A 22411-nucleotide genomic window follows, 5' to 3' on the forward strand; every position below is an offset into this window, starting at 1 on the left:
ACAAGCACATGACATCCCCCAAGACCCTGCTGATCGACGGCCGCTGGCAAGCGGCCCAGGACGGCCAGGCGATCGACGTGATCGATCCCAGCAACGCCAAGGTATTCACCCAGATCTCGCGCGGCGGCAAGGCCGACATCGACCTCGCCGTGGCGGCGGCACGCCGGGCGCTGTCCGGCGAGTGGGGGCGGCTGACCGCCACCGAGCGCGGCCGCCTGCTGGTCAAGCTGGGCGACCTGATCCTCGCCAACGCCGAAGAGATCGCCCAGCTGGAAGCGCGCGACACCGGCAAGCCCATCACCGTGGCGCGCAACGACGTCAAGGTGGTGGCGCGCTACTTCGAGTTCTACGGCAGCGCCGCCGACAAGATCCACGGCGAGACCATTCCCTATCTCGACGGCTACAACGTCAGCCTGGTGCGGGTGCCGCACGGCGTGACCGCGCACATCATTCCGTGGAACTACCCGGCGCAGATGTTCGGCCGCTCGCTGGCGCCGGCGCTGGCCATGGGCAACGCCACGGTGATGAAGCCGTCCGAAGACGCCTGCCTGTCCGGCATCAAGCTGGGCGAGCTGGCGCTGGAGGCGGGGTTCCCGCCGGGTGCGCTCAATGTCGTGACCGGCTATGGCCATGAGGCCGGGGCGGCGTTGACGGCGCATCCCGGCATCGATTTCGCTACCTTCACCGGCTCGCCGGAGGTGGGCGTGATGGTGCAGGAGGCCACCGCCAAGAACCATATTCCCTGCGTGCTGGAGCTGGGCGGCAAGTCGCCGCAGATCGTGTTCGACGACGTCGATGTCGAGAAGGCGCTGCCGGTGATCGTCAAAGCCATCACCCAGAACGCCGGCCAGACCTGCTCGGCCGGCAGCCGCCTGCTGGTGCAGGAGAGCATCTACGACAGCTTCGTGGCCAAGGTGGCGGAGCGCTTTGCCCAGGTGCGCGTGGGCACGCCGGAGATGGACCTGGATTGCGGCCCCATCGTCAACCGCAAGCAGCGCGATCGCGTGCAGGGCTTCATCGACGAGGCGGCGGCATCGGGGATCCCGGTGCTGGCGCAGGGATCGCTGGGCGCGGGCGTGTCGGCCGAGGGCTACTTCGTCCGGCCGACGCTGTTCGGCCGCGTGCCGCGCGACCACAAGCTGGCTTGCCGCGAGGTGTTCGGCCCGGTGCTGTCGGCGATGTCCTTCAAGGACGAGGAAGACGCCATCGCATTGGCCAATGCCACCGAGTACGGCCTGGCCGCCGGCATCTGGACCGAGAACGGCGGCCGTCAGGCGCGGCTGGCGCAGCGCGTGCTGTCGGGCCAGGTGTTCATCAACTGCTACGGCGCCGGCGGTGGCGTGGAGCTGCCGTTCGGCGGCGTCAAGAAGAGCGGCCACGGCCGCGAGAAGGGCTTGCTGGCGCTGGAGGAAATGAGCACCACCAAGACCATCGTCCACCACTACAAATAAGGAGAACGCGATGCCGCAACTGGAAGGCAAGGTCGCCATCGTCACCGGCGCGGCCGGCGGATTCGGGGCCGAGATCGCCCGCGCTTATGTGCGCGAAGGCGCCCGCGTGCTGATCGCCGACATCAACGCCGCAGGCGCGCAGGCGCTGGCTGGCGAGCTCGGGCCGCAGGCCGCGGCCGCCGCCTGCGACGTCACCAGCGCCGATCAGGTCAATGCCGCCGTGCGCCTGTGCGTGGAGCGCTTCGGCATTCCCGACATCGTGGTCAACAACGCCGGCGCCACCCACAAGAACCAGCCCATGCTGCAGGTCGACGAGAAGACCTTCGACCGCGTCTTCGCCATCAACGTCAAGTCGATCTTCCACATGACGCACGCGGTGGTGCCGCTGATGCGCGAGCGCAACCAGGCCGAGCCAGGACGCGGCGGCGTGATCCTCAACGTCGGCTCGGTGGCCGGCATTCGTCCCCGGCCCGGGCTGACCTGGTACAACAGCTCCAAGGGCGCGGTCAACATGCTGTCCAAGTCGATGGCCGTGGAGCTGGCGCCGGACCGCATTCGCGTCAACGCGATCTGTCCGGTGATGGGCGCCACCGGTTTGCTGGAGCAGTTCATGGGCATGCCCGACACGCCGGAGAACCGCGCCCGCTTCATTTCCACCATTCCGCTGGGGCGCATGTGCGAGGGCACCGACGTGGCCAACGTGGCGCTGTTCCTGGCCACCGACGCCTCGCATTTCCTGACCGGGATGGAAGTGCCGGTGGATGGCGGTCGTGTAATCTAGGCGTTCCTGACATTTGACCCACACACCAAGGAGCGAGACATGAAAATCCAGGCCGCCGTATTGCGCGAGATGACCGACGTCCACCCGTTTGCGCAGAGCCAGCCGCTGAAGATAGAAGAACTGGAACTGGACCCGCCCGGCCCGGGCGAAGTGCTGGTGAAGATGAAGGCCGCCGGCCTGTGCCATTCGGACCTGTCGGTGATCACCGGCGTGCGACCGCGCCCGGTGCCGATGGCGCTGGGCCACGAGGCCTCGGCCGAAGTGGTGCAGGTGGGCAGCGGCGTGACCGACCTGCGCGCCGGCGACCTGGTGGTGCTGGTGTTCGTGCCCAGCTGCGGCCACTGCATGCCCTGCATGGAGGGCCGGCCGGCGCTGTGCGAACCGGGCGCCGCCACCAACACGCTGGGCGAGCTGCTCTCGGGCCAGCGCCGCCTGCACAAGCAGGGCGGGCATGTGAACCATCACATGGGCGTCTCGGCCTTCGCCGACCATGCGGTGGTGTCGCGCCGCTCCTGCGTCAAGGTGGAAGCCGACATCGATCCGGTGGAAGCGGCCCTGTTCGGCTGCGCGGTGCTGACCGGCGTGGGCGCGGCGGTCAACACGGCCGAAGTCAAGGCGGGCACCAGCGCCGTGGTGCTGGGCCTGGGCGGCGTCGGCCTGTGCACCATGCTGGGGGCGCTGGCCTCCGGCGCGCGCGAGGTGATCGCGGTCGACCTGCACGACAGCAAGCTGGAAGTGGCGAAGTCGCTGGGCGCCACCGCCACCGTGAACGCGCGCGACCCGGATGCGGTAGAGAAGGTCAAGGCCTTGACCCGCGGCGGCGTCGACTACGCGTTCGAGATGGCAGGTTCGGTGCAGGCGATGGAGATGGCCTACCGCATGACGCGCCGCGGCGGCATGACGGTGACCGCCGGCCTGCCGCCGCCGGACGCGCGCTGGCCGCTGCAGCAGGTCAGCCTGGTGGCCGAGGAACGTACCGTCAAGGGCAGCTACATCGGCTCCTGCGTGCCGCTGCGCGACATCCCGCGCTACATCGGGTTGTACCAGGCCGGGCGCCTGCCGATCGACAAACTGATGGGCGAGCGCATGGCGCTGGCCGATATCAACCGTGGCTTCGACCGCCTGCACAGCGGCGAGGGACTACGGGACCTGATCGTGTTTTAACGCCTTCGCAAGGAGGCATCACAAGGAGGAGACCCAAGCATGACCATAAAAACATTCAGCAGCACGAGAAGGGCCATCCAGGCCGCCATCGCCATGGCCGGCCTGGGCACCCTGGCGCTGCACTCGCCATTGAGCTACGCGCAGCAGCAGATCGTCATCAAGTTCAGCCACGTGGTGGCCAACGACACGCCCAAGGGCAAGGGCGCGGAGCGCTTCAAGGAGCTGGCCGAGAAGGCCACCAAGGGCCGCGTGAAGGTGGAGGTCTATCCCAACAGCACGCTGTACAAGGACAAGGAAGAACTGGAGGCGCTGCAGCTGGGCTCGGTGCAGATGCTGGCGCCGTCGCTGGCCAAGTTCGGCCCGCTGGGCGTGAAGGAGTACGAGGTCTTCGACTTGCCGTATATCTTCCCCAACACCACGGTGCTCAAGCGCGTCACCGAGGGGCCGGTCGGCCAGAGCCTGTTCCAGAAGCTGGAATCCAAGGGCATCAAGGGCCTGGCCTACTGGGACAACGGCATGAAGGTGATGACCGCCAACAAGCCGCTGCACAAGGTCTCGGACTTTCGCGCGCTGAAGATGCGCATCCAGTCTTCCAAGGTGCTGGACGAGCAGTTCCGCGCCTTGAAGGCCAACCCGCAGGTGCTGGCCTTCTCCGAGGTCTATACGGCCATGCAGACCGGCGTGGTGGACGGCAGCGAGAACACGCCTTCCAATGTCTACACGCAGAAGATGCATGAGGTGCAGTCCAACCTGACCGTGTCCGACCACGGCTACATCGGCTACGCGGTGATCGTGAACAAGAAGTTCTGGGACTCGCTGCCGGCCGACGTGCGCACCCAGCTCGAAGGCGCGATGAAGGAAGCCACGGTCTACGCCAACACCATCGCGCAGAAGGAGAACGACGACGCGCTGGCGGCCATCAAGGCCTCGGGCAAGACCAAGGTCTATTACCTGAGCGACGAGGAAAAGACCGAATGGCGCAAGGCGCTCATGACGGTGCACAAGAGCATGGCGCCGCGCGTGGGCAAGGACCTGATCGACGCGATCTACAAGGAAAGCGAGGCCGCAGGCGTGAAGATGAACTGATGCCGGCATGACGCCGCACCCGCAACGGCCCGCAGCGATGCGGGCCGTTTTCGTTTCTCATTGCGCCGGGCTGCTGCCCCTGTCTGTGCCAGCGCTGGCAGCGGCAGGCCGGCGCATCATCCGCCACAGCAGCGCCGCCGCCAACGCGATGGCCAGCGCGCATGCCGCCGACAGCCACAGGCCGGCGCGCTCGCCCGCCGCATCCATCAGCCACGCGTACAGGACTGGCGCCGCGGCCGACAGAAGGAATCCCGGCGCCACCAGCCGCCCGACCAGCCGGCCGTAGCTGCGATGGTCGAACAGCAGCAGCGGCAGGGTGCCGCGGGTGATCGAAAGCAGGCCGTTGCCGGCGCCGTAGAGCAGGGAAAAGGCCAGTCCCGCCGCCGGCGAGTCCCCGGCTGCCAGCGCGATGGCGAAGGCCGGCGGCAGCAGCAGGCAGGCCGCCAGATTGAGCGCGACCGGGTCCAGCCTGGCGCCTAACAGGACTTCCGCCATGCGCGCCGCCGACTGGCCGACGCCGCGCATGGCCGCGATCCAGACGGCCGCTACGCCGCCGATGCCCAGCGCGGCGAGGATGGGGATCATGTGCGCCGACATGCCGGCATTGACGAAATTGGCCAGCGTGGTCAGCAGCGCGAAGAGCAGGCCGGACAGCATCAGTTGCCTGCGCCCTTGCGCGGGAATTGACGGCACGGGCGGCTGCGGTGACAGCACCGCTTCCGCCTGCCGCGGTACAGGCGCACGGCCCGCGCCGGCCGGGAGCGTCCCGTGCAGCGGCAGCGTGCACAAGGCCAGCGCGGCATAGGTCCACAATGCGCCGCGCCAGCCGGCAGCGTCGCTCAAGGCCTGTCCCAGCGGCCAGAACAGCGTGGCCGAGAGACCGCCCGGCAGCGTGATCTGCGACATCGCGCGGCGCGCCCCGGCGCCGGCGGCGCCGGCCAGCGCGGCAAAGGCGGCGTCGTACAGCGTGCAGCGCATGCCCAGTCCCAGCAGCAGCCAGCCGGCGTAGTACAGCGGCGCCCCTTGGCTCATGGCCAGCAGAGAGCAGCCGGCCGCGTTGAGCAGCGATCCCGCGCACATCACCGCGCGTCCGCCGTGGCGGTCGCTCATGGCGCCGATCCAAGGCGAACACAGTCCCGTCGCCAGCAGGGCGAGCGCGAAGCCGCCCTGAATCGCCGCGCTGCTCCAGCCCAGGCCTGCACTCATGGCCCGGCCCAGCGCACCGACCAGGTAATAGGTGATGCCCCAGCTGATCATCTGCCCCAGGCCCAGGCAGAGGACGATCTTTCTCATGCGGCGCCGGGCGCCATGGCCGCACCCGGTCCCAGCGGGCGTTGCATCAGCACGGTGTCGATCCAGCGGCCGTGCTTGTAGCCGACGTGCTTCAGCAGGCCCGCCCGTTCAAAGCCGAACTTGCTGTGCAGCGCCATCGACGCCGCGTTGCCGGTCTCGTTCGGCATGGCGATGACTGCCAGCATCTGCCGCCACGGCCCGCGTTCGCAGCGCTCGAGCAGGGCCTGCATCAGCAGGCTGCCGATGCCCAGTCCGCCCGAGCCGCGCGCCAGGTAGACCGATTCCTCAATGGTGTGGCGATAGGCCGGGCGCGGGCGGTAGGGCGTGGCGTAGCAGTAGCCGGCGAGCGCGCCGGCATGCTCGGCCACCAGCCATGGCAGGCCCGCCTGCAGCACCGCGCTGCGGCGCGCGGCCATGTCGGCGGCCGAGGGAGGCTCCAGTTCGAAGGTGGCCAGCTCGTGCAGCACGTAATGGGCGTAGATGGCCTGGATGGCGGGCAGGTCGGCGTCGGTGGCGTCGCGGACGATGACGGGGGCGTCGGCAGCTTGCATGGTGTTTTCCGTGGTGGGGGACGACCATGATGCTGCGCCGGATGGTATAAAAGAAGCCTTGCCTGCTTATGCGATGCATAAGCAATTATTTGAGTTGGGAATAGCGCAGATGAAGAACTTCAATCTCGATCACCTGCAGACCTTCGTTGCGGTCATCCGCCACGGCAGTTTTTCCGCCGCGGCCGACAGCATGGACATTTCACAACCGGCGGTGAGCCAGCAGGTCCGCCAGCTGGAGCGCACGCTGGGAACGCCGCTGGTGGAGCGCGTCGGCCGCCGCGCGCGGGCCACTGCGGCGGGGCAGGAGTTGCTGGGCCATGCGGCGCAGATCGAGGCTGCCGTCGATGCCGCGGTGGAGGCGGTGTCGCGCCGCGCCGGCAGCGCCGCCGGGCGCGTGCGCCTGGGCACCGGGGCGACGGCCTGCATCTTCCTGCTGCCGGCGGTGCTGAAGGATTTGCGCCGGCGCTTCCCGGCGCTGGAGATCACGGTATCGACCGGCAACACCGCCGACATCGCCAAGGCGGTGGAAGACAACCTGCTCGATGTGGGCCTGGTCACCATGCCGGTGTCGGGGCGCATGTTCGAGATCACGCCGGTGCTGGACGACGAGTTCGTGCTGCTGGCGCCGCCGGGCATGGCGCTGCCGGCGCGGGTCACGGCGGCGGCGCTGGCGGACCAGCCGGTGCTGCTGTTCGAGCCCGGCGGCAACACCCGCCGTATCACCGACGAATGGTTCGCGCGCGCCGGCGTACGGCTGGCGCCGGTGATGTCGCTGGGCAGCGTGGAGGCGATCAAGGAGCTGGTGTCGGCCGGGCTGGGATGCGCGATCTTGCCTGCGATGGCGGTGCCGCAGGCAAAGCCGAAGGGCGGGATGACGGTGCACCCCTTGTCGCCGCGCCTGCAGCGCCGGCTGGCGGTGGTGATACGGCGCGACAAGCGGCTGCACGCCGGACTGGCCGACGTGGTGCGCAGCCTGGAGCAGCTGGGACGAAAACCGGGGCGATAAGACGCAGGGGCCGGGCGGGCCGGACAGGATTATTTCTTGCGCGCGGCGACGTATTGCTCGGCGGCACTGACCGCATTCTGCAGCGCCTCGACCTTGGTCTTGCCGGGCTGGAAATCGCCGAAGTCGTGCGTGGTGCGGTCGGGAAAATCGATGTGCACGAAGGCCGACCATTTGCCGTCGGTGCGCAGTACGGGAGTGAGGTTGATGGTGGCGCCCATGTAGCTTTGGGCGACTTTGCCTAACGGTCCGTTCATGTTGCCTGATGGAATGTTGCTGGGAGAATGTAACTGGAATTCAAGCTCATGCTTGAGTCAACGCGCGGTCATGCGAAGCATGCGAACGGCGATGATGCCACAGCCCGCAAGTTCTTGCAGGTTCTCGTTTCCATGGATGAGCCCCGATTTGCGAGTGATCAAGAAAGGGCGCCGCGCTGAGCGGCGCCCTGGTCTTTTTTGCGCGGGATGTCAGGCCTTGAGCGCGTCGCGCACCGACGCGAGCCACAGTCCGACGGCATGCGCGCCCGGATCCGGATGGCCCAGCGCGCGCTGGCCGATGTAGCTGGAGCGCCCGCGGCGCGGCGTCATGGCGGAGGTGGCGGCCGCGCCCTGTTCGGCTGCCGACACCGCGGCGTCGAGCGCAACGGCGGTGGTCTCGCCGGCGTCAAGCGACGCCTGCAGCGCCTGCGCCGCCGGCAGCAGCGCATCGACCATGGTGCGGTCGCCGCCCTTGGCGCCGCCCAGCTCCATGACGCCCTTGACCGCTTCGGAAAACGCCGCGGCCCAGGCCGGGGCGTTGGCGTGCCACTGTTCTTCGAGGCTGGCCGCCGCGCGCATGAGCAGGATGGCGTAGAGCGGACCGGAGGTGCCGCCGACCACGCGGCGCACGGTGGCCGACATCGCGCGCAGCACCGCCGCCGGCTGCTGCTCCGAAGGCCAGCCGGCAAGGTCTTCCCGTATGCCTTGCGCGGCGCGCGCCATGCTGATGCCGAGGTCGCCGTCGCCGACCTTCTGGTCCATGTCGGTGAGCAGCGCTTCGGCCTGCTGCAGGCGCGCGCATACCGCTTCGATCACGCGGCGCAGCGGCGCATCGGCCGACATGCGCGCGCCATCCTGCGCGGTGGGCGTGACCGGCGCGGCCGCCGCTGCATGCACCGATTGCGTCCCGGCGGCGATGCGGCCGTCCCCGGCCGGCCAGGCCGGCGCCTGCGTGGCCGCGTCCAGCAGGGCCAGGCGACGCTCGTCCACGCGCAGCAGCGTGAGCGAGATGCCGGCCATTTCCAGCGCCGACAGGAAAGTGCCGGCCCAGGCGCGCTCGACCTTGATGTTCTGTTTCGCCAGCTGCGCCAGCGCCGATCCGGCGACGATGTCCAGTTCGCTGGCCGGCGTGCCGCCCAGGTTGTTGACCAGCAGCGCGACGTGCTCGCCCGCTTGCAGCGCCAGGTCGCCGGCGATCTGCTTGAGCAGGCGGGCCGCGACATCGGCCGCCGGCACCAGCGTGCCGCGTTCCACGCCGGCTTCGCCGTGGATGCCTAGGCCCCATTCGATTTCGGCCTCGTCCAGCGTGAAGCCCGGCTTGCCGGCCGCCGGCACGGTGCAGGGCGTGAGGGCGACACCCATGGTGCCCAGCGCGGCCGCAGCATCGCGCGCGGCCTGTGCGACTTCGGCCAGCGGGGCGCCGCCGGATGCTGCCGCGCCCGCGATCTTGTGGACCAGCACGGTGCCGGCCAGGCCGCGGCGTCCGGCATGGTCGCCGTTGGCCGACAGCGCGACGTCGTCGGCCACCACCACCATCTCCACGGCGATGCCTTCGGCGCGCGCGATCTCGGCTGCGAGGCCGAAGTTGAGGCGGTCGCCGGTGTAGTTCTTGACGATCAGCAGCACGCCGGCCCGGCCTGCGACGGCGCGGATGGCTTCCAGCACGGCGTCGGTGGAGGGCGAGGTGAAGACTTCGCCGGCCACGGCGGCGCTGAGCATGCCCGCGCCGACATAGCCGCCGTGCGCCGGTTCATGGCCTGCGCCGCCGCCGGAGATGAGCGCCACCTCGCCGCGCGCGGCGGCTTCGCGGGCGTCGGCGCGCAGCACGATGTTCTGGCCCTGCAGCAGGGCCAGTTGCGGATGCAGCGCGGCCAGGCCGGCCAGCATGTCGGGCACGACGTGCGCGACTTCGTTGATGAGCTTTTTCATGCGTCTCCTTCCTCGTGGCGGGGAAGCGGCGCGCATGGGATTGGAAAGCCTGTTGTGATGAGGCGCGCCGCGATGCGGAGATTCTAGACCATCCGCAGCGCGTGTTCAGGAGGACAGCTGCGCATGGTTGGCCGACATGGCGCGCAGCGCTTCGGCGGTGCCACCGTCGGCCGGCAGGAAGGTCTCCACGGCCAGCTCGGAGAGCGTGATGTCCTGGGGTGTTCCGAACACCATGGTGGTGCTGATCAGCGACAGCTGCTCGCCGGGCGCGCCGGGCGCGTGCAGCTGCAGCGGCACGGCGATGGCGTCGATCTCGCCATGCGCGGGCTGGCCGGCGCTGAAGCCGTTTTCATCCGGGTAGGCGGAAAGTTCATCCAGCAGCGCCGACAGGAAAGGGTCGGCGGTCTGTTGCGCCTGGTGCGCCAGCCGGTGCAGCAGGTGTGCGCGCCATTGCTTCAGGTTGACGATGGCCGGCGCCACGCCGCGCGGATGCAGCGACAGGCGCAGGACATTGACCGGGCCTTGCAGCAATCCGGGATCGACGCCCTGCAGTAGCGGCGCCAGCGCGCGGTTGGCCATCAGCATGTGCCAATGACCGTCGACCGCCAGCGCGGGATACGGCTCGTGCGCATGCAGGATGGCTTCGATCGCGTTGCGCGTCTGTTGCAGGGCCTGGTCGTCCAGGGCCCTTTCGCGATAGCGCGGCGCATAGCCGGCCGCCAGCAGCAGGCTGTTGCGGTTGCGCAGCGGGATCTCCAGTTGCTCGGCCAGGCGCAGCAGCAGATCGGCGCTGGGCTGCGCGCGCCCGGTTTCGATGAAGCTGAGATGGCGGGTGGAAATGCCGGCGTCGCAGGCCAGGTCCAGCTGGCTCAGGCGGCGCTGCCGGCGCCAGTGGCGCAGGTGGTCGCCGATGGTGGAGGGAGAGGTGTCCATGCCGCGCAGGATAGCGCAGCGCCGGGAAGGCAGTCCATTACCTGCGAGGTAAGGCGGGTCAGCGCCTCAGGATTCCCCTGATGGAGGCGCCGGGCCGGGCGGACTATGCTGCTCTACAGTAGGGGGGAGAACATCATGTGTACAAATGCGCAAAGCATTGCCGGCCGGCATGTGCAGATCGTCCGGCGGCTGGGGGAAATGGCTGAAAACGGCGAGCAGGTGGACCAGCTCGTGCGGGCGACCATCAGGAACTGCTTCACGGCGATGCGAACGGCGGGCACGGACGCCACCGAAGCGGTGGAGATCATCTGCGGCCTCCTGGAGGCGGAGCTGGCTGCGCCCGGCGCCGAGCGGGCCGGATGCAGGAACGTGCTGGAGTCGGCTGAAATGCACGCCGAATACCTGCTCTTCACCGAGCAGAGATCCTTGCACTGAGGGCTGGCGGGAATGGCGGGACTTTTTCCGGGCAGGCGGCCCGGGGAGTCGGCATTTGGCAATCGGAAATTGGAAATTGGAAATTGGAAATTGGAAATTGGAAAGCAGGATGCGGCGGCTTTCATTACCTCGCAGGTAATCGACCGGCCTCGCGAATGCGGCGATAGTTCACTCACCGTGACCAACGGCAGCAGTTTGAAACGAGCCTATCCATCCCAAGCCAAGGAGCATGACATGAGCAACGCCGCCACCACTTCCACCAACGCCGCCATCATCGCCCACAGCTACCTGGACACCTGGAACGCCGCCGATCCGCAACAGCGTCGCGCCTTGCTGGAGTCCGCCTGGAGCGAGGAGCCCCGCTACGTCGACCCGATGATGAGCGGCGCCGGCCGCGAGCAGATCGACGGTTTGATCTCGGCCGTGCAAAATCGCTTCCCGGAATGGAAGTTCAGCCTGCTGGGCACGCCCGACCTGCACGGATCCTATCTGCGCTTCTCGTGGTCGCTGGGGCCGGCGGGCGCGGACGGCCCGGTCAAGGGCACCGATTTCGTGGTGCTGGAGGACGGGCGCATCAAGGACGTGACGGGCTTCCTCGACCAGATCCCCGAGCACGCCTGAGCGCATCGGCGATCGCCCGAAACGACAATGCCGCCGGCAGGACGCCGGCGGCATTTTTTATTGCCGATGCCCGCGCGCGGACATCACGCGCCCCGCAGCATGAGGTCCAGGTTTTGCACCGCCGCGCCGGAAGCGCCCTTGCCCAGGTTGTCGAACACCGCGCACAGCAGCAGATGGCCGTCGTCGTCGTTGCCGAACACGCCCAGCGTCATGTCGTTGCTGTTGTTGTGGATGGTGGGATCGAGCCTGTCGGTGGCGGCGGCCTGTTCGGCCGACAACACGCTGACGTGGCGCGCGCCTTCGTAGTGGCGTTGCAGCGCCGCGCGCAGGGCTTCCTTGTTCGCGCCGGCGGGCAGCAGGCGGGCCTGCAGCGCGATGGAGACCACGATGCCCTGGCGGAAGGCGCCGTAGGACGGCACGAACACGGGGCGTTGCGACAGGCCGGCGTGCAATTGCATCTCCGGCGGATGCTTGTGCTTGAGCGCCAGGCCGTAGACGGTGAACGGCGCGGCCTGGGCGGCATCGGGGCCTTCGTATTGTTCGACCTGGGCGCGGCCGCCGCCCGAATAGCCGGACACCGCGTTGATCGTCAGCGGATAGTCGGCCGGCACCAGGCCGGCTTTCACCAGCGGGCGCAGCAGCGCGATGGCGCCGGTGGGGTAGCAGCCGGGATTGGTCACGCGCAGCGCGTTGGCGATGCGCTCGGACTGGCTGGGCGACATTTCCGGGAAACCATAGATCCATTCGGCGTCGGTGCGGTGCGCCGAACTGGCGTCGATCACGCGTACTTTGGGGTTCTCGATCAGCGACACCGCTTCGCGCGCGGCCGCGTCGGGCAGGCACAGCAGGGCGATGTCGGCGGAGTTGATGGCTTCGGCGCGGCGCAGCGCGTCCTTGCGCTCGGCCGCCGGCAACGTCAGCAGGCGCAGGTCCTTGCGGCCGCGCAGGCGTTCATGGATCTGCAGGCCGGTGGTGCCCTGGTCGCCATCGATGAAAATCAGCGGAAGATTGCTCACGGTAGTTCTCCTGTCGCTGCGCCGGTGAAGAAGTGAGCCGCAGCGGCGCGATCTTGCCGGCTCGGAAGCAATGTTGCGACAAATCGTATAATCGTAAAAGTTGAATATCGCAAAGGCCTGATTCAGTTTTTCTGAATCAGGCAGATTTCAATATCCGCCAGTCAATATTTCCCCGGAGCCAAGCCCATGCGCGAACTCAGCCTCGACCGCCTGCGCACCCTGGTCGTCATCGCCGACCTGGGATCCTTCGCCGCCGCCGCGCGGGCGCTGAACCTGGCGCCGCCCACGGTGAGCCTGCACATCAGCGAACTGGAGAGCCGGGTCGGCGCCACCTTGCTGCTGCGCCAGCGCGGCCAGGTCCGGCCGTCGGGCGTGGGCGAGACGCTGATCGCGCGTTCGCGCCAGCTGCTGGCCGATGCCGAGCAGGCGCTCGATGAAGTGAAGCGGCAGGTGCTGGGGCTGGAGGGGCGGGTGCGGCTGGGCGCGTCGACCGGCGCCATCGCCTATCTGCTGCCGCAGGCGCTGGAGAAGGTGGGCCAGAGCCATCCCGGCATCGATGTGCAGGTGATGGTGCTGACCTCGGAGGAGACCTTGTCGCGCCTGTCCGGCGGTGCGCTGGACATCGGCCTGGTGGCGTTGCCGCAGGCCTCGGTGGACGGCCTGTCGGTCAAGCCGTGGCGGCGCGATCCTGTCATGGCTTTTCTGCCTGCGGGCTGGGCCGCGCCGCGCGTGGTCACGCCGCAATGGCTGGCGGCGCAACCGCTGATCCTGAACGCGCCCAACACGCGGCTTTCGCGCCTGACCGCGGAGTGGTTCGGCGCCGCCGGCGAACATCCGGCGGCGCGCATCCAGCTCAACTTCAACGATGCGGTGAAGAGCCTGGTGGCGGCCGGTTACGGCGCCACGCTGTTGCCGCACGAGGCGGGCGAACAATCGGGCGTGCCGCCTGCCGATCCGCGCATCGTCATGCGGCCGTTGCGGCCCCGGTTGTGGCGTCCGCTGGGCATCGCGCATCGCGCCGGCCAGCCGGAGCCGGCCACGCAGTATGTGCTGGACGCCCTGTGGGCGCTCAAGCAGCTAAAGCCGTCCTGAACGCCTGCAGCGACTGGCGTTGCCGGCCTTCGGCGTCGAAGTTGCCGGGCTCCAGCCAGCGCTCGAAGGCGCCGCGCAGCACCGGCCATTCGCCGTCGATGATGGAGAACCACGCGGTGTCGCGATTGCGGCCGCGGTAGACGATGGCCTGGCGGAAGATGCCTTCGAAACTGAAGCCCAGGCGCAGCGCGGCGTTGCGCGAGGGGGCGTTGAGGCTGTCGCATTTCCACTCGTAGCGGCGGTAGCCCAGCGTCTCGACGGCATAGCGCATCAGCAGGAATTGCGCCTCGGTGGCCACGCGGGTGCGCTTGAGCCGGCGCGAGAGCGCGATGTGGCCGACTTCGATGACGCCATGTCTGGGTTCGATGCGCATCAGCGACATGGTGCCCACGGCGCGGCCGCTGGCGCGCTCGATGACGGCGTAGTGCAGCGGATCCTCGCTTTTCTGCAGCGCCTCGGCGTAAGCCCGGTAGGACGCGAGGTCGGGAAAGGGGCCGCTCATCATGTAGGTCCAGTCGCTGCCGTCGGGCGCGGCGGCGTAGGCTTCGTAGAGGTCGGCGCTGTGGCGCGCGGCGTCCACCGGCTCCAGCCGGCAGTAGCGTCCTTCCAGGGCGATGCGCTGCGGGCGCGGTCGTTCCTGCCAGTCCGGCAGGGGAAATCCGACCGGCTGTTTCCATTCGTTGGCGGTGGGCTTGTGCGGTTCTGTCATGGCGTCCGGGCTTTTGTTCAGGTTGGAATAGCCAGACGATAGCGTTTTCGTGGCATCATAAAAAGCGCCACATGATGACATTCTCATGGGGCCACGATTTTCCCCTCATGGTGCCATGACCCATTCCCTGATCTTCTCTCCACTGGCCACCGGCCCCGGCGCGCCGTCGCGCCAGCAGCAGCTGCTGGCGCGCTTCAAGCAGGCGATACTCGGCGGCCAGCTGGCCGCCGGCGGCAGGCTGCCGTCCTCGCGCGCGCTGTGCGAGGAGCTGCAGGTATCGCGCAATACCGTGCTGGCGGTCTATGAGCAACTGGTGGCCGAGGGCTATGCCCTGGCCGACCGCCAGGGCACACGGGTGGCGCCCCTGGCCCATGCCTCGGGCGCGGCGCCGGCGTCGCACGCGCTGAAGACATTGCACCCAGCGCCTGCGGCGCAGGTTGCGCCCGGCGCTGCGAAGCAGCGTGTCGGCGCTACCGGCGCATCCGGCCGCCAGTCGCGCCGCGTGTCGACGATGACGCCCACGCGCGACGCCGGCGACCGTTCGCTGCCGCTCACGCCGGGCATGCCGGCCCTGAACCGCTTTCCCGTCAACGCCTGGCTGCGTGCACAGGAGCGCGCGCTCAAGCAGGCGCCTTCGCATGTGCTGGGCTATGGCGACCCGCTGGGCGAGCCGGCGCTGCGCGAGGCCATCGCCCAGTACTTGCGCGTGGCGCGCGGCGTGCGCTGCGAGGCTTCGCAGGTGGTGGTGACCGAGGGCGCGCAGGGCGCCTTGTCGCTATGCGTGCGGCTGTTTTCCAATCCGGGAGAAACGGCCTGGATGGAAGATCCGGGTTATGGCGGCGTGCGCGCGGCCTTTCATTCGGGCGACCTCAAGATGGTGTCGATGCCGGTCGACGGCGACGGCATCGTCATTCCCGAGCGGCTGTGGCGTACGCGTCCGGCGCGGCTGGTGCACGTGACGCCGTCGCACCAGTATCCGACCGGGGCGGTGCTGTCGCTGGCGCGGCGGCTGGAGCTGATCGCGCGGGCGCGCGAGGCGGGCAGCTGGATCATCGAGGACGACTACGACAGCGAGTTCCGCCATCGCGGCCATCCGGTGCCGGCCATGCAGGGCTTGCTGCCGGACGCGCCGGTGCTGTATGTGGGGACCTTCAGCAAGACCATGTTCCCGGCCCTGCGCATCGGATTCCTGGTGTTGCCCGAATCGGCGGGTGAGGGCGCATGGCCGGCGCTGGCCGAGATGCTGCGAGGCGGCCATCGGCTGGAGCAGCTGGCGCTGGCGGAGTTCATCGCGTGCGGGCAGTTCTCGCGTCACCTGGGCCGCATGCGGCGCCTGTATCGCGATCGCCAGCAGGCCTTGCGCGAGGCGCTGGCGCAGAACCTGGACGTGCCGCATGAAGTGCTGGGCGGCGATGGCGGCCTGCACCTGACGGCGCGTCTGCCGCTGCGCTACGAGGATACGGTGATCAGCGCCGCGGCGCGCGCGGCAGGGATGAACGTGGGGGCGCTGTCTTCGTTTTCGTCGGCGCGCCGGCAGGCCGCCAGCAACGGGCTGGTGATCGGCTACGGCAATACGCAGGAAGAACAGTTCGCGGGGCTCGTGCGCCGCCTGGCGAAGATCGTGCGCGGGCTCGGCTGAGCCGGCCTCAGTGCACCGGCTCGTAGAGGCGCGAGCGCACGCAGCGGGTGATTTCGCGCATGTAGTCGGCCGGGTCTGCGGACTTGGCGGCGTACCAGATGCGGCTGTCCTGGTCGATGCTGAAGTCGCTGCTCAGCGGCGACGAAGTGAACAGCACCAGCGGGATATGGGAAACGGCTTCATAGATGCACAGCGTGCGCAGCAGCTCGTAGCCTTCGGCGCCGGGGAAGTTGCGCGGATCCAGCAGGATCAGCGCCGGCAGGTCCTTGGAGCGGCACAGCGCGTGGGTGAGCAGCGAGGCGTTGGCCAGCTCGGCATCGTCGAACCATTCGAAACGGCAGGCCAGGTCGCTGCGCCAGAGGGCGAAACGGGCCAGTTCGATGGCATCCAGGTTGGAATCGATGACCAGGACTTTCGGTGTGATGTAGGGCATGACGGCCTCCTTGCTGTGTTGAATCCATCTTGGCAGACGGACCACAGGCGGGCTATCAGGAGCTTCCTGATGTGGCGTCCGTGTCCTGGATTTTGCGGGAGGCGGAAATGAAAAGGGCGCCGTGGAAGGCGCCCTTGGGGTCATGCGGTCTCGCCGGGAGACGGGTTCTCGAACTGGCTGGCATACTCGGCCCGGCGCGCCTGGTCGGATTCGATCAGCAGCCGGTAGCGGGTCTCGGAAACCCGTTGCTGCAGCACCGCGGCATAGCGTTCGCGCTGCAGCCATTCGATGATCAGCGAGGCGGTGGTGATGATGATGGTGTAGACCAGGATCATGAAGATGTCCTTGTCGTTCAGGCCGTCCATCGTATAAAAGGGTTTGCGGAAGAAGAACATCGCGGTGGGGATGCTGATGGCCAGCAGGGTCAGCGAATACACGTAGCCGAACAGGTAGCTGATGATGATGCAGTTGACGGCGAAGAACAGCATCGACAGCGATTCGTCGACGAAGGGCGCCAGCGCATAGCGCAGGCCGAAGGCGGCGATGAAGCCCAGCGCGCTGATGTAGATCGGGCGGAAGCCCTGAGGTCGCCAGCTCTTCGCATTTTTAAGTTTGATCAGGCTCATGATGGCTCTGGAAGGGGATCGTGTCGAATCCATCTTTGCTTGCATTGCGCAAAAGCGCAATTCCCTCATGTTAAGAATGCAGTCTGTCAAAACACTTACGGAAGAGCTTCAATCGTCCGCAGTGTTGTATTTCCATGCCGCGCGGCTTACTGGCGGCGGTCCTTCAGCGGCGACGAATGCGCCAGGTACTTGCGCGACAGTTCGTTGCCGTGGATCTCGATGCTGCGCTTGATGAACATCACGGTCTCGTTGGTAACGATTTCGCGCTCGTTGTCGACGGTGATGATGTGGTAGCAGTCGCCCAGCCAGATCACCTTGCGCACTTCCGAGCCGATGCGTTGCAGGATCACCTCGGCATTGCGCGGCGAAGCGGTCTCGTCGTCGATGGAATGGATGATCAGGGTATCGGCCCGCACCAGCGGCAGCGCGTCCCGCACATAGGAGATCATGCGCAGCGCGGCGCGCAGGTGGCGGGCGGGGATCGACGCCGCGCCGACGGCGGCCACGCCGTCCTTTTCGAGCGCGCTGGCCACGCGGCGGCGCATGTCGAAGTTCTTGATGCCGTAGGGTTCGCTCTCCTTGTAGGACCAGTTGCGGATGCCCAGGTCGTAGACCACGGTCAGCAGCTTCTGGTACCAAGGGACCGACCAGCCGTCGTACTGCAGCACCGGTGACAGCAGCACCACCGACAGCAGTTCGCTGCTGCGCGCGGCCACCGCCAGCGCCAGCGTGGCGCCCATCGACAGGCCGCAGATCGAGACGGTCTTGAACTCTTCCTTCAGGCGGGCGATCTTGCTCTCGACCACCGAGCACCATTGCTCCCAGTCCGGCGAGACGCGCGGGTTGGTCAGCGAAGCCGAGTAGTTGTCGATCGTCATCGGGATGACGGTGCAACCGGCCTTTTTCAATTGCTTGGGAATGGAGCCCATTTCGAGCTGGGAGCCGCACAGGCCGTGCAGCAGGATGACCGCATGGTCCTTGTGGGGACCTCCCTGGCGCGCCTCTGCGGAAGCGCCAGTAATGAGGTCGATGGTGTCAGTGGATGACAGTGAGTCCATAAATCGATAAAACTGCATTCGAGCCGGCAAGCTCATCTTGGCGAACCGTTCGCCCCCCGTTGCATGGCAGGCCGGCGGCGTCCTTCGCGCGCACTCTGTTTCCCGGATGCATCCAAACGCGCCGCTGATCGCGTGCGTGCTTTTTTGTAAAGTCTAACTGCGCGGCAGAAATGTTGCCAGCGCTAACCGTTTCCATTTACCAGATGGGAGTGATTTCATACTCCGGAGTTTCATTGGCCGGGAATTCCGGCGTCGTTGTGTCAATAACGCGGTACAACAAGCTTTGGTGTACGTATTGGAAATATTTCTTCTGGTTAATCCTTCGCCAGACTCGCGGCACCAAGCAAAAAAGCCCTTCGAGGCGACTCGAAGGGCTTTCCAGGGGAAGGTGGGGCCGGATTTAACCGCGGCCCTCCAGGCGACCGTTGACCACGCGCACCTGATCGCCGACACGCCATTGTTCGGACGTTTGCGGGAAGCTGCGCGACTTGCCGTTTTCCATGCGCACATCGACCACGTAGCTGGTGGTGGTGCGGGCGCGCTTCTCGACTTCGTTGCCGGCATAGCCGCCGCCGACGGCGCCGGCGATGGTGGCCAGGGTGCGGCCGGTGCCGCCGCCCACCTGGTTGCCCAGCAGGCCGCCGACCACGGCGCCGCCGGCGATGCCTACGCCGCTGGTGTTGGGCGTGTGCTGCACGGCGCGCACGGCGACCACTTCACCGCAGCTGCTGCAGATGGCGGGGGCGTGCTGGGCCGGGGCCGCCGATTGTGCCGGATAGGCTTGCGCCGGTTGCCGGGTCGGGACTTGCTGTGCGGCAGCCTGCTGCTGTTGGGCCGCATTGGCATCCATGGCCGCCATTTGCTGTTGCGGCGAATTGGAGCTGTTCGAACTGGGCAGCAAACCGGTCATGGCCGCCACGCCGATCAGGCTGACCAGCATGACCGCGATGGCGGCGCCGGCGACCAGGGGATGAATACGAGTGGATGACGATTTAGCGACGGTGTTTTCCATGATGGCCTCTCCGTTATTGGTGTTGATGTTGGAGTGATTATGGAGTGGCGAAACGCGAAAAAAAATCCCGATAATGTGTCAGTTGTAAGTTCTTGTAATGACGATCGCATGCTCTTTTGCGCTTGCGGACATCGTTGCCGCAGGCGGCGCGGACATGTCGTCTTGCGCCGCCGTGGCATTGGGAGTCAGAGCAATTCTTGTGAAAATCTCAATATGATGAATTCGGCGGGCCTGCTTGCGGCCAGTTTGATTTGCGCAATCATCCGGCCGGCGGCTATGTCGTCGTCGTCCATTGTTTCGTCCTTGCCGAGCGCGACTTGATATCCTTGTTCCGGGCGGCTTCCCTTGAGGCCGCCCTGGCTCCAGATGTCGTGAAGATATGCGTCGACGATCGACTTCGCCCGCGTCCACGTGTCCTGGGTGTTGGGCGCATCGGCGAAGTGGCGCATCAGTTCGCCGATGTCGCGCTGGATCTTGTTGAACAGCCGGCGCACCGAGACGTAGCGCCATTGCTCGGAGTCGACCGCCAGCGTGCGTGCGCCGAAGATGACCGTCTTGCCGTTCATCTTGCGGATGATGTTGACGCCTTTTTCATTCCATTTTCCATGATCCTTCTCGGGAATGATGCTGTACGGCTCGGCATCGTTGATGACGATATTGGCCGGGGCCTTCCACACGCCGCGTTCGCGATCGGTCCTGCAATAAGCGGCTGCGACGGCGGGGCCGGGGCTGACTGCAATGGTCTTCAATGCGGCCAGTCGTTCCTTGATCAGCGCATCCGCCTTGGCATAGAGCGCCGGTGACGCAGTCTTCAGTTTGGCCAGCGTATCGATGCTGCTGTCGGAGTAACCGCTGACCGTGGTCTCGGCGTCGTCGCGCCACAGGCGGCTGGTGAGCGTCAGGTACGGATGGTAGCTGCCGATGTCCTGGACGGGGCCATCCGGGATAAAAGGGCTAAAGCCCCGCGCTGAGGCAGTGGCGACGAAGAATCTTCCCTTGCCGTCTTCCAGCAGGGGTTTCAGTTCTGTCATCAGAGCGGGCAGCCCAATATTATCGTTAGCAAATGTCGTTGTAATAAGGGTTATGTCCTCATGCTCGCGTATGTAATCTGCCATTCCGGTCACGTTCGCGGAATAGGGGAGAATGTAGCAAGGACCGCCTCCGTTCTCGAAGTAGTGGTTGATGGCAATTGCGCCAGGTTGTATTGAAGATCCGCTGAGGCTTACATCAGCGCCGCTGATTTTTACAGGCGCGGGAACCGTGTTGGCGAAGTACTGGCGCAACTCCAGGGCATTGTTGAATCTGATGCATCCGGTGGAGATGGGTAAGACATTGCCGGTTTTTTTATTGTAGAAGTAGCCAATGAAAACAGGCACCGTCGCGCTGCTCCGCACGGATGCCGCGGTCAAGCCGACTTCTTCAATCGTCACTCCGGGCGCATTCATCATCCGATCCTTTCAAAGTGGGTTTGGGAGCGGGCGTGGGCATCGTCTCGGGTGCAAGGCCTGCGATCGCGCTCGGTTGTCGAAATGATTATTTTGGCAACATTTGTTGCTTGTCCGGGAGGAATGCTTACGCTTTGCTGTAGATGCGAAAAAATTTGTCCGGGTATCAAATTAATTTCGATCTGTCTTGCCGCAAGCCGGCAAAAATGCTGGCCAAAAGCAACAAAGGCCACCCGATGATCCCGGGTGGCCTTTGCCTTGTGCGAAGCTGATTGTTGTTCGGATCGCTCCGTATCGTCAGTCCTCGCGACGCAGGTGTGGGAACAGGATCACGTCGCGGATGTTGGGCGAATCGGTGATCAGCATCATCAGGCGGTCGATGCCGATGCCGCAGCCGCCGGCCGGCGGCATGCCGTATTCCAGCGCGCGGATGTAGTCGGCGTCGTAGTACATCGCCTCTTCGTCGCCGGCGTCCTTGGCGGCGACCTGCGCCTGGAAGCGCGCGGCCTGGTCTTCGGCGTCGTTCAGCTCGGAGAAGCCGTTGGCGATCTCGCGGCCGGTGATGAACAGCTCAAAGCGTTCGGTGATGCCTGCCACGGTGTCGGAGGCGCGCGCCAGCGGCGAGACTTCGACCGGGTAATCGATGATGTAGGTCGGGTCCCACAGCTGCGACTCGGCGGTTTCTTCGAACAGCGCCAGTTGCAGTGCGCCGATGCCGGCCTTGGCCAGCGGCGCCTGGTCGGTCTTGACGCCGAACTTCTTGAGCTCGGTGCGCAGGAACTCGATGTCGTTCAGTTGCGCTTCGGCGTATTGCGGTGCGTATTTCATGATCGCGCCGTTGATGGTCAGGCGATCAAACGGCTTGGACAGGTCCAGCTCGCGGCCCTGGTAGGTCAGGGTGGCGGTGCCGTGCGCGTCGATGGCGGCCTGGCGGATCACCTGCTCGGTGAAGCCCATCAGCCACTGGTAATCCACGTAGGCGGCGTAGAACTCCATCATGGTGAATTCCGGATTGTGGCGCGGCGACACGCCCTCATTGCGGAAATTGCGGTTGACTTCGAACACGCGCTCGAAGCCGCCCACCACCAGGCGCTTCAGGTACAGCTCGGGGGCGATGCGCATGAACATCTGCATGTCCAGCGCATTGTGGTGGGTGATGAAGGGCTTGGCCGCGGCGCCGCCCGGGATCGGGTGCAGCATCGGGGTTTCGACTTCCATGAAGCCGTTGGTCTCCATGAAGCGGCGGATCGACGACATCGCGGCGGTGCGCGCCTTGAAGGTGCGGCGGGTTTCCTCGCTCATGATCAGGTCGACGTAGCGCTGGCGGTACTTCATTTCCTGGTCGGCCAGGCCGTGGAACTTGTCGGGCAGCGGACGCAGCGACTTGGTGATCAGCTTGAGCGTGGTCACCTTGATCGACAGTTCGCCGGTCTTGGTCTTGAACAGCGTGCCTTCGGCGCCCAGGATGTCGCCCAGGTCGTAGTGCTTGAAGGCAGCCATGGCTTCGTCGCCGGTCACGTCCTTGGTCACATAAAGCTGGATGCGGCCGTCGGCGCGCGCGCCCGAGGCGTCCTGCAGGGTGGCGAAGGCCGCCTTGCCCATGACGCGCTTCAACATCATGCGGCCGGCCACCGAGACGTTCACCGGATTGGCTTCCAGCGCTTCGTTGTCGAGCTCGTCGTACTTGGCGTGCAGGTCGGAGGCCTTGTCGGCCGGACGGAAATCGTTGGGGAAGGCGACGCCCTGTTCGCGGATGGCGGCCAGCTTGGCGCGGCGTTCGGCGATGATGCTGTTCTCGTCAGCTGCCGGTGCCGGCTGGGCGGCGTTGTTGTTTTGCGTGGTCATGGTTGGAATTCTTGAATGTTGAACGGTCGGTC

General features: G+C 66.5%; 21 protein-coding genes and 1 pseudogene. 9 read left to right on the forward strand and 13 right to left on the reverse strand.

The window, feature by feature from the left end; genetic code table 11:
* The first annotated feature begins 8 nt into the window (after positions 1 to 8).
* The 4 genes from CEJ42_RS07820 to CEJ42_RS07835 all read left to right on the forward strand — a co-directional run bounded on the left by CEJ42_RS07820 (position 9) and on the right by CEJ42_RS07835 (position 4482).
* Complete coding sequence (locus tag CEJ42_RS07820; RefSeq protein ID WP_088750543.1) at positions 9 to 1451, forward strand: aldehyde dehydrogenase family protein; 1443 nt, start codon at positions 9 to 11, stop codon at positions 1449 to 1451.
* Between the two features lie 10 nt (positions 1452 to 1461).
* Positions 1462 to 2232 (forward strand): glucose 1-dehydrogenase, encoded by a 771-nt coding sequence (locus CEJ42_RS07825; RefSeq protein WP_079214568.1) that lies wholly within the window; start codon positions 1462 to 1464, stop codon positions 2230 to 2232.
* A 39-nt stretch (positions 2233 to 2271) separates the two neighbouring features.
* Positions 2272 to 3396, forward strand: a complete 1125-nt coding sequence (locus CEJ42_RS07830; protein WP_088750544.1) for a zinc-dependent alcohol dehydrogenase family protein — start codon at positions 2272 to 2274, stop codon at positions 3394 to 3396.
* Between the two features lie 93 nt (positions 3397 to 3489).
* Positions 3490 to 4482, forward strand: coding sequence for a TRAP transporter substrate-binding protein (locus tag CEJ42_RS07835; protein WP_088750545.1), 993 nt, complete (start codon positions 3490 to 3492; stop codon positions 4480 to 4482).
* Between the two features lie 57 nt (positions 4483 to 4539).
* Here CEJ42_RS07835 and CEJ42_RS07840 read toward each other — a convergent pair whose 3' ends face one another.
* On the reverse strand, positions 4540 to 5775 hold the full coding sequence (locus CEJ42_RS07840) for an MFS transporter (protein WP_088750546.1): 1236 nt from the start codon (positions 5773 to 5775) through the stop codon (positions 4540 to 4542).
* Complete coding sequence (locus tag CEJ42_RS07845) at positions 5772 to 6326, reverse strand: GNAT family N-acetyltransferase (RefSeq protein ID WP_088750547.1); 555 nt, start codon at positions 6324 to 6326, stop codon at positions 5772 to 5774. Before CEJ42_RS07845 ends, CEJ42_RS07840 begins: the two co-directional genes overlap by 4 nt.
* Positions 6327 to 6435: 109 nt before the next feature.
* Between CEJ42_RS07845 and CEJ42_RS07850 the strand changes: the two genes are divergently transcribed.
* Complete coding sequence (locus CEJ42_RS07850; protein ID WP_088750548.1) at positions 6436 to 7332, forward strand: LysR family transcriptional regulator; 897 nt, start codon at positions 6436 to 6438, stop codon at positions 7330 to 7332.
* A gap of 29 nt (positions 7333 to 7361) precedes the next feature.
* Here the strand turns inward: CEJ42_RS07850 and CEJ42_RS07855 are convergent, their stop codons facing one another.
* The 3 genes from CEJ42_RS07855 to CEJ42_RS07865 all read right to left on the reverse strand — a co-directional run bounded on the left by CEJ42_RS07855 (position 7362) and on the right by CEJ42_RS07865 (position 10448).
* Positions 7362 to 7586 carry a hypothetical protein gene (locus CEJ42_RS07855; protein WP_079214574.1) on the reverse strand — a complete coding sequence of 75 codons (225 nt, stop codon included), beginning with the start codon at positions 7584 to 7586 and terminating at the stop codon, positions 7362 to 7364.
* A gap of 210 nt (positions 7587 to 7796) precedes the next feature.
* Positions 7797 to 9515 carry a dihydroxyacetone kinase subunit DhaL gene (gene dhaL / locus CEJ42_RS07860; RefSeq protein ID WP_088750549.1) on the reverse strand — a complete coding sequence of 573 codons (1719 nt, stop codon included), beginning with the start codon at positions 9513 to 9515 and terminating at the stop codon, positions 7797 to 7799.
* A 105-nt stretch (positions 9516 to 9620) separates the two neighbouring features.
* On the reverse strand, positions 9621 to 10448 hold the full coding sequence (locus tag CEJ42_RS07865) for a helix-turn-helix domain-containing protein (RefSeq protein ID WP_088750550.1): 828 nt from the start codon (positions 10446 to 10448) through the stop codon (positions 9621 to 9623).
* Positions 10449 to 10583: 135 nt separating this feature from the next.
* On the opposite strand from CEJ42_RS07865, the gene CEJ42_RS07870 reads away from it, so the two are divergent.
* Positions 10584 to 10883, forward strand: coding sequence for a hypothetical protein (locus CEJ42_RS07870; RefSeq protein ID WP_079219038.1), 300 nt, complete (start codon positions 10584 to 10586; stop codon positions 10881 to 10883).
* A gap of 234 nt (positions 10884 to 11117) precedes the next feature.
* On the forward strand, positions 11118 to 11504 hold the full coding sequence (locus tag CEJ42_RS07875) for a nuclear transport factor 2 family protein (protein WP_088750551.1): 387 nt from the start codon (positions 11118 to 11120) through the stop codon (positions 11502 to 11504).
* Between the two features lie 83 nt (positions 11505 to 11587).
* On the opposite strand, the gene argC is transcribed toward CEJ42_RS07875, so the two are convergent.
* Complete coding sequence (argC, locus tag CEJ42_RS07880; RefSeq protein WP_088750552.1) at positions 11588 to 12520, reverse strand: N-acetyl-gamma-glutamyl-phosphate reductase; 933 nt, start codon at positions 12518 to 12520, stop codon at positions 11588 to 11590.
* 186 nt (positions 12521 to 12706) lie between these two features.
* On the opposite strand from argC, the gene CEJ42_RS07885 reads away from it, so the two are divergent.
* The gene (locus tag CEJ42_RS07885; RefSeq protein WP_088750553.1) at positions 12707 to 13612 is read left to right on the forward strand and encodes a LysR substrate-binding domain-containing protein; all 906 of its coding nucleotides are present in this window, start codon (positions 12707 to 12709) and stop codon (positions 13610 to 13612) included.
* Here the strand turns inward: CEJ42_RS07885 and CEJ42_RS07890 are convergent.
* A pseudogene (locus CEJ42_RS07890) lies at positions 13596 to 14321 on the reverse strand (GNAT family N-acetyltransferase); the annotation flags it as partial. The gene CEJ42_RS07885 and the pseudogene CEJ42_RS07890 overlap by 17 nt on opposite strands.
* A gap of 115 nt (positions 14322 to 14436) precedes the next feature.
* On the opposite strand from CEJ42_RS07890, the gene pdxR reads away from it, so the two are divergent.
* The gene (gene pdxR / locus CEJ42_RS07895; RefSeq protein WP_088750555.1) at positions 14437 to 15960 is read left to right on the forward strand and encodes a MocR-like pyridoxine biosynthesis transcription factor PdxR; all 1524 of its coding nucleotides are present in this window, start codon (positions 14437 to 14439) and stop codon (positions 15958 to 15960) included.
* A gap of 7 nt (positions 15961 to 15967) precedes the next feature.
* On the opposite strand, the gene CEJ42_RS07900 is transcribed toward pdxR, so the two are convergent.
* From CEJ42_RS07900 to lysS, 6 genes are all read right to left on the reverse strand, one after another.
* Entirely contained in the window at positions 15968 to 16393 is a 426-nt protein-coding gene (locus tag CEJ42_RS07900; RefSeq protein WP_079214582.1) for a response regulator, read from the reverse strand.
* A 140-nt stretch (positions 16394 to 16533) separates the two neighbouring features.
* Positions 16534 to 17019 (reverse strand): DUF4118 domain-containing protein, encoded by a 486-nt coding sequence (locus CEJ42_RS07905; RefSeq protein ID WP_243397814.1) that lies wholly within the window; start codon positions 17017 to 17019, stop codon positions 16534 to 16536.
* A 146-nt stretch (positions 17020 to 17165) separates the two neighbouring features.
* Positions 17166 to 18077: an alpha/beta hydrolase gene (locus CEJ42_RS07910; protein ID WP_088750557.1), complete on the reverse strand. Its 912-nt coding sequence runs from the start codon at positions 18075 to 18077 to the stop codon at positions 17166 to 17168.
* 400 nt (positions 18078 to 18477) lie between these two features.
* Positions 18478 to 19089: a glycine zipper 2TM domain-containing protein gene (locus CEJ42_RS07915; protein WP_088750558.1), complete on the reverse strand. Its 612-nt coding sequence runs from the start codon at positions 19087 to 19089 to the stop codon at positions 18478 to 18480.
* Positions 19090 to 19274: 185 nt separating this feature from the next.
* On the reverse strand, positions 19275 to 20534 hold the full coding sequence (locus tag CEJ42_RS07920) for a phage tail sheath family protein (RefSeq protein ID WP_165774403.1): 1260 nt from the start codon (positions 20532 to 20534) through the stop codon (positions 19275 to 19277).
* 297 nt (positions 20535 to 20831) lie between these two features.
* Positions 20832 to 22379 carry a lysine--tRNA ligase gene (gene lysS / locus CEJ42_RS07925; protein WP_088750560.1) on the reverse strand — a complete coding sequence of 516 codons (1548 nt, stop codon included), beginning with the start codon at positions 22377 to 22379 and terminating at the stop codon, positions 20832 to 20834.
* Positions 22380 to 22411 lie beyond the last annotated feature (32 nt).

The sequence above is a fragment of the Herbaspirillum robiniae genome, assembly GCF_002213415.1.
GTDB lineage: Bacteria > Pseudomonadota > Gammaproteobacteria > Burkholderiales > Burkholderiaceae_D > Herbaspirillum > Herbaspirillum robiniae.

Coding starts and splice junctions, on each gene's coding strand:
- CEJ42_RS07820 (WP_088750543.1), top strand. CDS start 9: ATGACATCCCCCAAGACCCTGCTGATCGACGGCCGCTGGCAAGCGGCC.
- CEJ42_RS07825 (WP_079214568.1), top strand. CDS start 1,462: ATGCCGCAACTGGAAGGCAAGGTCGCCATCGTCACCGGCGCGGCCGGC.
- CEJ42_RS07830 (WP_088750544.1), top strand. CDS start 2,272: ATGAAAATCCAGGCCGCCGTATTGCGCGAGATGACCGACGTCCACCCG.
- CEJ42_RS07835 (WP_088750545.1), top strand. CDS start 3,490: ATGGCCGGCCTGGGCACCCTGGCGCTGCACTCGCCATTGAGCTACGCG.
- CEJ42_RS07840 (WP_088750546.1), bottom strand. CDS start 5,775: ATGAGAAAGATCGTCCTCTGCCTGGGCCTGGGGCAGATGATCAGCTGG.
- CEJ42_RS07845 (WP_088750547.1), bottom strand. CDS start 6,326: ATGCAAGCTGCCGACGCCCCCGTCATCGTCCGCGACGCCACCGACGCC.
- CEJ42_RS07850 (WP_088750548.1), top strand. CDS start 6,436: ATGAAGAACTTCAATCTCGATCACCTGCAGACCTTCGTTGCGGTCATC.
- CEJ42_RS07855 (WP_079214574.1), bottom strand. CDS start 7,586: ATGAACGGACCGTTAGGCAAAGTCGCCCAAAGCTACATGGGCGCCACC.
- dhaL (WP_088750549.1), bottom strand. CDS start 9,515: ATGAAAAAGCTCATCAACGAAGTCGCGCACGTCGTGCCCGACATGCTG.
- CEJ42_RS07865 (WP_088750550.1), bottom strand. CDS start 10,448: ATGGACACCTCTCCCTCCACCATCGGCGACCACCTGCGCCACTGGCGC.
- CEJ42_RS07870 (WP_079219038.1), top strand. CDS start 10,584: ATGTGTACAAATGCGCAAAGCATTGCCGGCCGGCATGTGCAGATCGTC.
- CEJ42_RS07875 (WP_088750551.1), top strand. CDS start 11,118: ATGAGCAACGCCGCCACCACTTCCACCAACGCCGCCATCATCGCCCAC.
- CEJ42_RS07885 (WP_088750553.1), top strand. CDS start 12,707: ATGCGCGAACTCAGCCTCGACCGCCTGCGCACCCTGGTCGTCATCGCC.
- pdxR (WP_088750555.1), top strand. CDS start 14,437: ATGACCCATTCCCTGATCTTCTCTCCACTGGCCACCGGCCCCGGCGCG.
- CEJ42_RS07900 (WP_079214582.1), bottom strand. CDS start 16,393: ATGCCCTACATCACACCGAAAGTCCTGGTCATCGATTCCAACCTGGAT.
- CEJ42_RS07905 (WP_243397814.1), bottom strand. CDS start 17,019: ATGAGCCTGATCAAACTTAAAAATGCGAAGAGCTGGCGACCTCAGGGC.
- CEJ42_RS07910 (WP_088750557.1), bottom strand. CDS start 18,077: ATGGACTCACTGTCATCCACTGACACCATCGACCTCATTACTGGCGCT.
- CEJ42_RS07915 (WP_088750558.1), bottom strand. CDS start 19,089: ATGGAAAACACCGTCGCTAAATCGTCATCCACTCGTATTCATCCCCTG.
- CEJ42_RS07920 (WP_165774403.1), bottom strand. CDS start 20,534: ATGAATGCGCCCGGAGTGACGATTGAAGAAGTCGGCTTGACCGCGGCA.
- lysS (WP_088750560.1), bottom strand. CDS start 22,379: ATGACCACGCAAAACAACAACGCCGCCCAGCCGGCACCGGCAGCTGAC.